Origin of the sequence: Chryseobacterium nepalense, assembly GCF_023195755.1 — a bacterium.
GTDB classification, from domain to species: Bacteria; Bacteroidota; Bacteroidia; order Flavobacteriales; family Weeksellaceae; genus Chryseobacterium; species Chryseobacterium nepalense.
Genome location: NZ_CP096203.1, coordinates 862,806 through 875,800 on the forward strand (window position 1 = coordinate 862,806; position 12,995 = coordinate 875,800).

The 12,995-nt window shown below is 37.8% G+C and carries 8 protein-coding genes; 3 read left to right on the top strand and 5 right to left on the bottom strand.

The window, feature by feature from the left end:
* Window positions 1–40: 40 nt before the first annotated feature.
* The 5 genes from M0D58_RS03710 to glgB form a co-directional block, all read right to left on the bottom strand.
* A complete protein-coding gene (locus M0D58_RS03710; RefSeq protein ID WP_248393659.1) occupies window positions 41–2,857 on the bottom strand; it encodes a 2-oxoglutarate dehydrogenase E1 component in 2,817 nt (938 codons plus the stop codon).
* 123 nt (window positions 2,858–2,980) lie between these two features.
* The gene (locus tag M0D58_RS03715) at window positions 2,981–4,021 is read right to left on the bottom strand and encodes an SRPBCC domain-containing protein (protein ID WP_248393660.1); all 1,041 of its coding nucleotides are present in this window, start codon (window positions 4,019–4,021) and stop codon (window positions 2,981–2,983) included.
* A gap of 102 nt (window positions 4,022–4,123) precedes the next feature.
* Window positions 4,124–5,392, bottom strand: coding sequence for a glucose-1-phosphate adenylyltransferase (locus M0D58_RS03720; RefSeq protein ID WP_248393661.1), 1,269 nt, complete (start codon window positions 5,390–5,392; stop codon window positions 4,124–4,126).
* A 94-nt stretch (window positions 5,393–5,486) separates the two neighbouring features.
* On the bottom strand, window positions 5,487–6,893 hold the full coding sequence (locus tag M0D58_RS03725; protein ID WP_248393662.1) for a glycogen synthase: 1,407 nt from the start codon (window positions 6,891–6,893) through the stop codon (window positions 5,487–5,489).
* A gap of 8 nt (window positions 6,894–6,901) precedes the next feature.
* On the bottom strand, window positions 6,902–8,848 hold the full coding sequence (gene glgB, locus M0D58_RS03730) for a 1,4-alpha-glucan branching protein GlgB (RefSeq protein WP_248393663.1): 1,947 nt from the start codon (window positions 8,846–8,848) through the stop codon (window positions 6,902–6,904).
* A 218-nt stretch (window positions 8,849–9,066) separates the two neighbouring features.
* Between glgB and M0D58_RS03735 the strand changes: the two genes are divergently transcribed.
* From M0D58_RS03735 to M0D58_RS03745, 3 genes are all read left to right on the top strand, one after another.
* Entirely contained in the window at window positions 9,067–10,188 is a 1,122-nt protein-coding gene (locus M0D58_RS03735; protein ID WP_248393664.1) for an alpha/beta hydrolase-fold protein, read from the top strand.
* Window positions 10,189–10,191: 3 nt separating this feature from the next.
* Window positions 10,192–11,607: a leucyl aminopeptidase family protein gene (locus M0D58_RS03740; protein ID WP_248393665.1), complete on the top strand. Its 1,416-nt coding sequence runs from the start codon at window positions 10,192–10,194 to the stop codon at window positions 11,605–11,607.
* A gap of 140 nt (window positions 11,608–11,747) precedes the next feature.
* On the top strand, window positions 11,748–12,959 hold the full coding sequence (locus M0D58_RS03745; protein WP_248393666.1) for an ATP-grasp domain-containing protein: 1,212 nt from the start codon (window positions 11,748–11,750) through the stop codon (window positions 12,957–12,959).
* Window positions 12,960–12,995 lie beyond the last annotated feature (36 nt).

A 12,995-nucleotide genomic window follows, 5' to 3' on the forward strand; every position in this document is an offset into this window, starting at 1 on the left:
ACATATTACTTATAACATCTCACCTCTCACTTTATTAAAATTAAGCGGTTACAGGTCTTTTTACCGGAGCATCATTTCTGTCGAATACTCTGTTGATCACTGCATTCTGATTTTTCTCAAACATTTTGTGACTTCCGGGAGCCGGAGCACCGCTTGGAACCGGAGCGATTACCTGGATTCCTGTATCTCTGAAGTTTCTCAGGATATAAGACCATGCTCCCATATTTTCAGGTTCTTCCTGAGCCCAAACAATTTCTTTTCTGTTTGAATATTTTTCGAAGATGGCTTCAATAGCGTTATTCTGTAAAGGGTATAACTGCTCGAACCTTACCAATGCAATATTTTCAGCATTCAGCTCTTCTTTTTTAGCTAGTAATTCAAAGTATAATTTTCCTGAACAAAGCACTAATTTTTCAACTTTTTTAGGATCTGCAGAAGGATCATCAAGAATTGGCTGGAAACCTCCGTTTGCAAAATCTTCAAGTGGAGAAACTACTTTCGGATGTCTTAGCAATGATTTAGGACTCATTACGATTAACGGCTTTCTGAATGACCATTTCAGCTGTCTTCTTAATAAATGGAAATAGTTTGCAGGAGAAGTGATATTGGCAACCACCATATTTTCATTGGCACATAAGGTAAGGAATCTTTCCAGTCTTGCAGAAGAGTGTTCCGCTCCCTGACCTTCCGAACCGTGTGGCAATAGCATTACCAAACCATCCTGAATTTTCCACTTTTCTTCTGCAGCAGCCAGATACTGATCAACAATAATCTGGGCACCGTTTACGAAATCTCCGAACTGAGCTTCCCAAATGGTTAAAGTATTAGGTGAAGCCATTGCATAACCGTAATCGAAACCTAAAACCCCATATTCTGAAAGATGAGAGTTATACACATCAAATCTGCTTTCTGAAACGTGTCTTAGCGGGATATATTCTTCTTCCGTATCTTCAGTCTTTACCACAGCATGTCTGTGTGAGAAGGTTCCTCTTTCTACATCTTCCCCGGAAATTCTTATGTTATGGCCTTCCACTAAAAGGGTTGCATAAGCCAGCCATTCTCCTAAAGCCCAGTCTAAAGAATCGGCTTCGATTGCTTTAATCCTGTTTTCAAAAAGTCTTGTAATTTTGTTTAGGAACTTTTTATCAGCAGGAAGCGTAGACATTTTAACGGCCAGTTCTTTCAGCTTTTCAAGGTCATATTTTGTATCAACAGAATCCTGAACTGCGCCTCTTTTGGCGATTGGATAATTGGTCCAGTCATCTGCCATGAATACATCCATCACGTTTTTTTCTATTTCTTTGGATGCATCGAAATTTTCATCTAAAAGCGCTTTGAATTCCGTTTCCATTTTAGCAATAACATCATTTGAGGTTACGCTGTCTTTCAACAATTTATCTTTATAGATCTCTCTTGGGTTCGGATGTTTTGAAATGATTTTATAAAGATTCGGCTGCGTAAATCTTGGCTCATCCCCTTCGTTGTGTCCGTATTTTCTGTATCCTAACAAATCAATGTACACATCTTTACCGAATTTCGCTCTGAAATCAGCAGCAAAGTGGATGGCATGAACAACAGCTTCTGCATCATCAGCATTTACGTGCATTACAGGAGATTCCGTAACTTTTGCAATATCTGTACAATATGTTGAAGATCTTGCATCCATGTAATTCGTTGTGAAGGAAACCTGATTATTAACTACGATATGAACCGTACCACCTGTTCTGTAACCTTCCAGTGTCATCATCTGGGCAACTTCGTAAGCAATACCCTGTCCGGCAATAGCGCCGTCACCATGGATTACGATCGGTAAAATTTTAGAATAATCACCTTTGTACTTATCATCTACTTTTGCACGGCAGATTCCTTCTACAAGAGCAGCAACCGTTTCAAGGTGAGACGGATTCGGGGTAAGATTGATGGAAACTTCCTCTCCTGAAGCTGTTTTAATTTTTTTAGATGAACCTAAATGGTATTTTACATCTCCCGAGAATACGTCTTCTTCAAATTCTTTTCCTTCAAACTCCGAGAAGATTTGCTTGTAAGACTTTCCGAAAATATTGGTAAGAACATTCAGCCTTCCTCTGTGCGCCATTCCTAAAACAACCTCATCAACGCCCAACTGTGAAGATCTTGAAATTAACTGATCCAATGCAGGAATCAATGTTTCACCACCTTCAAGAGAAAATCTTTTTTGTCCGACAAATTTTGTATGAAGATAATTTTCAAATGCAACAGCCTGATTTAATTTTAATAAAATCTCAGTTTTTTCATTTGCTGAAAGACCTGGATGGTTTTCGTTAACCTGGATCCATTTTTTAATAAAATCTTTTTCTTCAACGTTGTTGATGTGCATATACTCTACCCCGATAGAATCACAATAGATATTCTCAAGGTGTGTGATAAGCTCTTGTAACGTTGCAGGACCCTTCATCCCTGTTTCAACTGCACAATTGAATTTTGTATTTAAATCCGACTTATCAAGGCCGAAGTTTTCGATATCTAAAGTCGGAGTATAATGTCTTCTTTCTCTAACAGGGTTTGTTTTCGTAAACAGATGTCCTCTCGTTCTGTACGCTTCGATAAGGTTTACCACCTTAAATTCTTTTTTGATATGCTCAGGAACCTCACCGTTTGATGCAGCCTGTGCTGCCTGCTGTACTACCGGAGCAGAAGCAGCCGGGGCCTGTGTGTACTGACTATAATCGTCTTCCCCGTAATTCTCCAAAGCAAAATCGAAACCTTGAAAAAAGGCCTTCCATGATGGTTCTAAAGAATCGGGAAATTTTAAATACTGTTGGTATAAATCCTCAATTAACTGAGAATGAGCTGCGTTTAGGAATGAAAATCTGTCCATTATTACAGTTTATCTGTTATTAAAATTTGTTTGTAGAATTAAACGTCAAATTTAATAAAAAAAACCGACTTGGAACAGCCTGTAACTATTAAAAAAACTATAAAAGAAATAAATTTAATGAATTTACTTAAATACTGATAATGAGAGTTTCATATTCACATCTCCATCCTCTACCGGGCGTTCCAAAAACGTCTGCCGGATATCACCAAAACGCATCTCATCTTTTTTGGCTTTCTGAATAAGCTGCTGAATTGCTTTTATTCTCCCGTCATAAGTCCCTTTGTAATACATGATATAGTTTTGCGTAGGAGATTGAGTCCTGAAACTGAAATTGTTATCCGTAAGCCCGAATTTTTTAGACAAAGGAATTCCAAGAAAATAAGAAACTTCCTTATCTTTATAATTGTCGGCATCCGTGATCATTACCGGAAAACCAAATTCATCCTCTTTTTTGCCCAGATCCATCGTGGTGTAATTATAAATTTTGTTATAATTCATCACAATATTTCTGTAGAGCGCATCTTTTTTGTTGGAAGTGCTTACGTTAATTCCCAGGAGAAGCTTTTCTTCCTCATTTTCAACCATAAGGCTATCGTATTTTATAGCTGCCATCTGATTGTCTTTTTCAACTTTATTGCCTAAAACATTGTTGAGATTAATCATGCTTTTATTAATATTTTCAGCAAAACGGTCTTCTGTCCAGAAGTTTTCAACGCGTCTTAAAACAGACAGTTTAGGAGTATGTACAATCCAGGTGATTTTTGTTTTTTCTGCAGCTACGGCCTTAAATTTCACATCAACCACAGTAGGACTTTCATTGTTGTCTTCAAAGAGCTGATAGCGTAAGGTTCTGTTTGGATTTTCGTAGCGGAGGAACATTTCCCCGTTCGTATCATTTTTCGGGTCTGTATAGCTTATGGAACTTCCCTGCCCTTCATAGGGTGTATAATAATCAATATCAACGGAACTTGAACTGGTGAAGAAATTATTCCACCTTGTAAAATTCTGAAGATTATTAAACTGGTTAAAAACTTTTTCTACCGGATAATTGATTTCTTTTTCGATTGTAAAATCTTTGCTTTCATCCACAAAATAATACATGGAAGCCGCATAAGCCCCGATCAGTAATAAAATAATAGCTGCTATGATTTTAAAGAAACGCATCGTACAAATGTATTGAAAATAACAAAAGTGACCAATATGATGATCACTCTGTTTTAATTTATTTTTGATAAAGTTAAACTAAGTTTAAATTTTTTAATCTCCTTATCCGATATGAGTTCCCGGTGTAAGTACCGCACCCTTTTTCACTACAATAATACCGTCCTGAACGGAGTATGTACCGTAGTCGCCGTCACTGATATGTTTTCCTCCAATGATGCGTACATTGTCGCCAATGTGGCAGTTTTTATCTAAAATTGCTTTTTCAATATAGCAGTATTTTCCAATTCCCATATTAGGCTGCCCATTTCTGTCATTGTTGATAATTTCTGCAGGATCCTGATAAAAATCAGCGCCCATAACGTAAGAATTTACGATGGTACTTCCCTTATCGATTCTTGTTCTGTTTCCGATTACGGAATTTTCGATTTTATCTGCCATAATAATACATCCGTCACCGAAAACCGCCTTACTTACGTAAGAACCGTTAATTTTGGATGGCGGAAGCATTCTAGCTCTCGTATAGATTGGTGATGAAGAGAAAAGATTAAACTGAGGAAAGTCCTGGCAAAGATCCAGGTTTGCTTCGTAGAAAGATTCTATGGTTCCGATGTCTGTCCAGTAGCCTTCATACTGATAGCTTAACGTAGTATATTTCCCGATGGAATTAGGGATAATGTCTTTTCCGAAATCGTCTCCGGCTCCTTCATCAAACATTTTTTTCAAAATGCTTTTGGTGAAGATATAAATCCCCATTGAAGCCAGATATTCTTTTCCCGCATGTTTGTTTTCTTCCGAAACTTCAGATTTTAAACCATCTAAGATATCATATCCCGGTTTTTCAACAAAAGAGGTGATGTTGCCTTCGTCATCAGAACTCAAAATTCCAAAACCTGTAGCATCCTTGGCGTTTACCGGAATGGTTGCAATAGTAACGTCGCCTCCTTTTTCGATATGGAAATCCAGCATTTCTTTGAAATCCATCTGGTAAAGCTGGTCTCCCGAAAGAATCAAGATATAATCATAATCATATTTTTCTAAATGTTTCATTGACTGGCGTACTGCGTCAGCCGTTCCCTGATACCAGTTTTCATTTTCAACGTTCTGTTCTGCGGCAAGAATATCTACAAAACCTTTGCTGAAAATATCAAAATGGTAAGAGTTTTTAATGTGTGAGTTTAAAGAGGCAGAATTAAATTGCGTTAAAACCAGGATTTTGTTCATTCCTGAATTTAAACAGTTGGAAATAGGAATATCTACCAACCTGTATTTTCCGGCGATGGGAACTGCCGGTTTAGATCTTGTGAACGTTAATGGGAACAACCTTGTTCCTCTACCTCCTCCTAAAACAATGGAAATGACATTGCGATTCATAAATTATTTTGCGTTTTATTTTATTAAGTTTACTGTTCTGTTTTTGGTGTCTATATATTTACTTCAGAAATTTAATTTCAGACAATTCTCAAAATTAATTTTTATATAAAGCTATATATTTTTCTGCTGACTTTTCCCATGAAAAATCAAAATTCATATTGGCATGAATCAGATTTTCCATTACATCCTTTTGATTGTAAAGCATTAATGCCCTGTTCATGGCATGGATTACATCATCTATTCCGGGATAGCTAAAATTAATCCCTGCTCCACCCGTGGAAATATCAGCTACTGTATCTCTCAGACCTCCGGTGTAGCGTACAATCGGTACCGTTCCGTATCTCATGGAGTACATCTGATTGAGACCACAAGGCTCTACCCTTGAAGGCATCAGCAAAAAATCCGCCGAAGCGTATATTTTATGGGAAAGATGTTCCTTATATCCTAAATCCAAAGCAAAATTGGTATACGTATAATCGTATTCTTTAAGCTTATTTTCAATATAACTGTTACCGGATCCTAAAACCATGATATTGAGTGCACCGTAGCTTTGTTTAATGCTTTTCCAGACAATATCAGGAAGAAGATCGGCGCCTTTTTCTGTGGCAAATCTTCCGATAAAGGCAAACAAAGGAAGCTCAGGCTTCAATCCATATTCTTTACAAAGTTTTTCTTTGCCTTTCCTTTTCTGCTCAACAGCATTTTTACTGTTAAAATTAAAATCCAGCATCGGGTCGGTTTCCGGGTTCCAAACTTCGGTATCAATTCCGTTGATAATTCCGTATGCCTTACCAAATTCGTCCCTTACAAGACTTTCAAGACCGCGGAAGCTTACATACAGCTCTTCAAGATAGCCCTGAGAAACGGTTGTAAAAGCATGGGCACATTTGATCATGCTTGCGAGAGGATTGATCAGTCCGTTCCAATCCATTAATCCCCATTTATACTGATCGAAGGATGGAAGAAACCTAGCCATTTCCCAGCTCATCATTCCCTGATATTCGCCGTTGTGGATTGTTGCTATAGTTTTCACTCCTTTAAGGGAAGAAAATTCAGGACAATATTCAATCATAAAAGGAACCAATCCTGTATGATAATCATGGCAGTGTAAAACATCCGGACGGATATTCATCGCACTTAACCAGTGAAGAACGCCATGCTGAAAACCTAAAAACTGAAAATTTTCGTCCTGGTAGCCGTAAGGATTGTCTCTGTCTAAAAGTCCCGGGATTTTTACCATGTACAGTTCGAAGCCCAAAACATTTGATTTCTCCTTTAAAACCTGCACCTGAAGCATATTTCCTCCCTGGTGAATAAAGCCATCAAAAACTATGTCAAACTCATGATCGTAGACAAAAGATTTGTTGTACCAGGGCATAACAACCTTCGCTTCAATATCTTTAATTTTATTCTGATATTTCGGCAAAGCGCCCACTACATCGGCCAAGCCTCCTACTTTTGCCACCGGATAACATTCCGTGCTTAGATGATAAATTACCATTTTCTATCTTATCTTTTGTGGTGTTTAATTCTATTTTGCTTGTATTGCTTGTCTTTTCTTTTTAAAATAATCCCTGCCATCGGAGGAAGATTAAGGCTTATAGATTTCTGATGTCCCATATACTCCTCATACTGTTCATTAAAAATATCGGCTTTCACGCCGCTTCCTGCATACTGCTCATCATCGGAATTTAGAATTACTTCCCAATGGGTTCCTGCAGCTACACCAATTTTGTAATCAATAACTCTTGGAGTCAGGTTAAGAATTACCATGTATGAATCATCTTTTCGCTTTCCCTTTCTCAAGTAGATGTAGACAGAGTTATCCACATCATCTGCCTGTATCCATTCAAAGCCTTCCGGCGAAAACTGATTTTCGTAAAAAGCAGTTTCATTCCTGTAGATATGATTAAGATCTTTTACCAGTTTCTGCAATCCTTTATGAACGGGATATACAAGCAAATGCCAGTCCAGACTTTTTTTGAAATTCCATTCATTGGTCTGCCCGAACTCATCGCCCATGAATAAAAGTTTGGCTCCAGGATGCGTAAACATATACACATACAGTGCCCGGAGATTGGCAAATTTCTGCCATTCGTCACCAAACATCTTGTAAATCAGGCTTGATTTACCATGTACGACCTCATCATGAGATAAAGGCATCATATAATTTTCATTATACATGTACATGGAAGCAAAAGTCAATTTATGATGATAAAATTTTCTGTCAATAGGATCTTTTTTAAAATAATCCAGTGTATCGTGCATCCAGCCCATCATCCATTTCATACCAAAACCTACACCTCCATTGTGAACAGGTTTAGTAAGCATTGGAAAATCCGAACTCTCTTCAGCGATGGTAATAATGGAATCACCAAACTCTTTATACACTGCCGTATTAAATTCCTGTAAGAACGTTTTTGCTTCCAGATTTACATTTCCCCCATAGATATTGGGTTCCCATTCGCCCTCATTTCTGGAATAGTCGAGATGGAGCATGGAAGTAACCGCATCCACACGCAGTCCGTCTGCATGATAACGTTCCAGCCAAAACATAGCATTTGAAATTAAAAAAGATTTTACTTCATTTCTTCCGTAATTGAAAATATAGGATTTCCAGTCGGGATGAAAACCTTTTCTCGGATCTTCATGTTCATACAGGTAAGAACCGTCGAATCTGTGTAATCCGTTGGCATCACCAGGAAAATGGGACGGAACCCAGTCCAGAATCACTCCGATATTGTTGCGGTGAAGCTCATCAATTAAAAACATCAGATCCTGAGGCGATCCGAAACGTGAAGTGGCCGCAAAAAAACCGGTAATCTGATATCCCCAGCTCGGGTCATACGGATACTCCATAACAGGCATAAATTCAACGTGCGTGAATTCCATTTCTTTGATATAAGGTACGAGCCTTTCCGCTATATCGCGATAATTTAAAAATTTTTCAGGATCTTCCTCATTTCTCATCCAGGAAGCAATATGAAGCTCATATACGGAAAGCGGAGCTGTAAGGCTGTTTTTTTTCCAGCGGCGGTCCATCCATTCTTTGTCATTCCATTCATACCATGTTGTTGAAAACAAAGATGCTGCCTGAATATTCTGTTCCCAGCTTAATGCATAAGGATCACTTTTTTCAAGAATTTCTCCTCCGGCAGTTTCTATGGCATATTTATACAAGGTTCCCCAAGTAAGACCGGCAATGAAACCCTCCCAGATTCCTGAGCCGTCCCATCTGGGAAAAAGAATATGATCTTTGGAATTCCAGTTGTTGAAATTTCCGATTACTGAAACTTTTTTGGCATTAGGAGCCCAGACCGAAAAGTAAACACCCGGTATTCCTTCTTTTTCAGCAGAATGTGCCCCGAATTTATCATACAGCTTATAATGTTTACCTTCTCTGAAAAGATAAATATCTTGATCCGTAAAAAGTGTATATGTTTTAACCGAATTCATCACGGTTTTAGTTTAAATTTTATTATTTTCCTGAAAGTACTAAAAAAATCAGAAAGAAAGGTTAATTATTATTGAAGAAATTATTATGTTTAATTACCCGTTATCACTAGTTTCTATCAAATATAGAGCTTTTTGAGGAGTATAAGATCATTTTAAAAATAATTTGCCATAAAAAGATTTTATTATAAATTTATCTTTGAATTGTTAAACACACCTGGATGAGATTTAAACTCCGTACCGAAGAACATGATGAAAGAAATATCTACCTTACCGGAAATTTCAACAGCTGGAATCCGAAAGAAGAACAATATAGACTTGATCAGCTGGATCCCGAAAACTATTCCATCGAAATTAAAGATGAGTTTCTGCCTGAATTAATTGAATATAAATTCACCAAAGGCGGCTGGGAAAATGTGGAGCTCGACCAATACGGAAATATTACACCCAACAGAAAGATCAATAAATCCGAAGCTGAAACTTCAGATGTGGTAAAAAAATGGAGACTCAATTGGGGACCTTTTAAAAAAGAGTTTTTTCCTATTGCAGAAGTTATTTCCGAAGCATTTTATATTCCCCAGCTCGAGCGTCACCGTAAAATCTGGGCCCTTCTCCCCTATGATTATTATGTATCAGGCAAGAGCTATCCGGTTCTTTATCTTCAGGATGCCCAGAATCTTTTTAATGAAGGAAGTGACTACGGAAACTGGGAGATCGACAAAAAGTTATCTCTGCTGACGGAATACGGACGTGGTGATATCATCATCATCGCTATTGAACACGGAAGCGAAGACCGGATAAAAGAATACATTTTTGATAACGATCATATAGCAAACGGCTCTGAAGGCAAGAAATACATCCGTTTCATCACCGATACGCTTAAACCTTTTGTTGACGAAAACTACCGTACCAAAAAAGACCGGGACAATACCGGAATCGGCGGAAGCTCTCTGGGAGCACTGATTAGTATTTACAGCGGTTTTCTATATCCTGAAGTATACTCTAAACTGCTTATTTTTTCACCTTCGTTGTGGGTTGAGCCTAACAATAATTTCCCAATGATGAATTTCAGGGTTCCTTTTGACATGAAAATTTATTTATATGGCGGAGGTAAAGAAGGCTCTAAAATGGTAAAAAGAATTCATATTTTCGAAGAATACCTGAAACAATGGGAAAAGAAAAACCTTTTCGATTTCGAATTCAGGACAAGTATAAATCCGGAAGGCACACACAGTGAATTTTACTGGTCTCAGGAGTTTCCAAGAGCTATCGAATGGCTCTATTATAATAGTAAAGAAAATCCTGTAGAAGTAAAATCCCGGCAAAAAATCAATAAAAATTAAATTATGAAATTATTCAATAAAAAAATAAAAAATTACACCCAGATATTCCATCTTTTTACAGAAGAAGAATGGAACAGAGCTTCTAAAAATTTCAATAAAAATATTACTGCTTTTTTCACGGGTAAAAAACACGAAGTGTTTATTAATGTGCAGGATGAAGGAGTTGCCTACTTCATTGGCTTAGGGAAAGAAGATTCACCGGTTTTTGAAATTCAGCAGATTGCTGTTAAATTCTCTCAGACGCAAAAAGAAAAGCTGATGGCAGTTCCAACATTGGTTGTTGGAGATTTTATGACGGAAAAGCAGTTTGAGGAATTCACAAAAGGTCTTCTCCTGGGAACATATCGTTATCCTTTTGAGAAAACCCACGCCTTCTGGAATCCAAAATTCGAACTTCATTTTGAAAATTTAAGCCAAAAAAAACTGGATATGATCAGTCGAAAGTCTGAAGCGCTGAGCAACGGACAGACTGCGTGTCAGGAATGGCTCAATAAACCTGCAAATCTTAAAAGACCTGAAACTTTCAGTCTTTATCTAAAAACAATAGCTAAAAAATATAATTTTAAATATACTTCATTCAACAGGAAAAAATGTGAAGAACTGGGCTTAGGAGCTTACCTTTCGGTAAACCAGGGAAGTGCTTATGATGCTGCTTTTACAATTATTGAATATAAAACTGAGGTTAAAAATTCCAAAACATTCGGGCTTGTAGGAAAATGTGTTCTTTTCGACACGGGCGGAATTTCCCTGAAAAATCCGGATAATATGCATTATATGAAGTCGGATATGGGTGGGGCGACAGCCGTTTTAGGAGCCTTAATATATGCAGCAGAAATGCAGCTTCCTGTGAATATCATTGCAATTCTTCCAGTTACAGACAACGCGATTTCTCAGAATGCTTTCCTGCCAAGCGACGTCATTACAGCCTACAACGGGAAAACCATCGAAGTCCTGAATACAGACGCAGAAGGGAGAATGATTCTTGCAGACGGACTTTCTTACTTATCAAGAAACTACAAAACAGATATTCTTATTGATCTGGCTACCTTAACAGGCAGTTCGGTAAGAATGTTCGGTGATACCTGCGGAGCGATGTTTTCCAATAATGAAGAGCTGAAAAATCTTCTTATAAAAACCGGTGACAAAACCAACCAGCGTCTTTGGAATATGCCACTTTGGGATATCTGGAAAGATGATATCCGTTCTGATGTTGCCGATCTTAAAAACGTATCCATGAAACCTATTGGAGACTGTATTGTTGCCGCCAAATTTTTGGAGCAATTCATTGAAAACCATCCAAGATGGGCACATCTTGATATTGCCGGAGTGGCTTTCGGAAATGTAGGATATGCCAAAGAAAAAGCAGCTACTGGCTTTGGAGTGCAGTTACTGGCAGATTTAATTGAAAATTATCACTAAAAATTAGTTTATTACAAAAATTCTCTGTATAATTGAAACAGTATTTTCAAAATTGTATTTTATTTTAAATTTTAACACTAAATAAACAAATAAAAACAACTTTTATTTTTGAAAATTCATCAAAAACTAAAAAACATTATATGGAGAAGAAAACAATAGTATGTATTTCGTGCTATTATAAGGGGTATGACTTCATGGATGAAATGAAAAACCTCGACAACAAGGTAATTTTGGTGACTTCCGAAAACCTGAAGGAAAAAAACTGGCCATGGCATGCTATCGATGAGGTTTTCTATATGCCCGAGCTAAAACCTTCCGTTTGGAATCTTGATCATCTTATCCAGGGCTTTTCCCACCTCATGCAGACGAGAAAAGTGGATGCTGTGGTTGCCCTTGATGATTATGATGTAGAAAAAGCAGCTCTGATCCGTGAAACATTCCGTATTCCCGGGATGGGCCAGACCACGCACCGATATTTCAGAGATAAATTGGCGATGAGGCAGAAAGCAAAGGATTCTGGAATCAATGTTCCCGAATTTACAGCTGTTTTCAATAATGATGAAGTAAACCTTTTTGTTGATAAAGTATCTCCTCCATGGGTACTGAAACCCCGCTCCGAAGCCTCTGCATCCGGCATCAAAAAACTGGCATCCAAAGAAGACCTTTGGGAAGAACTCAATAAACTTGGTGAAGAACGGCATTTATTTCTGCTGGAAAGCTTTAAGCCCGGCGATGTATATCATGTTGACAGTCTGACTTTTAATAAAGAAACGACTTTCACTTCCGCTTCAAAATATTTAGCACCACCCATGCAGGTTTCTCATGAAGGCGGTGTTTTCAGGACAAAAACCCTGGGAAGATATTCCGATGAATTTAAAGCTCTTGAGGCTGCCAATATAAAAGTCCTTTCCAGCTTTGGACTGATGCACGGTGCAACCCACACAGAGTTCATCAAAAGTAACGAAGACGACAAATATTATTTTCTTGAAACTTCTTCACGTGTGGGAGGCGCCCATATTCCTGATCTGGTAGAAGCATCAAGCAGCATCAATATATGGAGAGAATGGGCCAGAATTGAGGACGCTTTGTTAAAGGGGAAACACTACGAAGTTTCAAAACCTACAGGATACTATTCGGGATTAATTATTGCTTTGATCAAAAACAAAAATCCTGATTATGAAGAATTTGAAAGTCCGGAAACTGTAAAATTCTTACCCATTGAACATCATGTAGGAATTGTTTACAAATCCAATGATCCTATCATTATTCAGGAAAGGCTTGACAGCGCTGCAGAGAAAATCCTTGCCGAAATGCTGAATATTCTTCCTCCTAAAAGTAAACCGACAAGCTGAGAAGTTAGCGAAAATAATTGATTATCATTCACAATA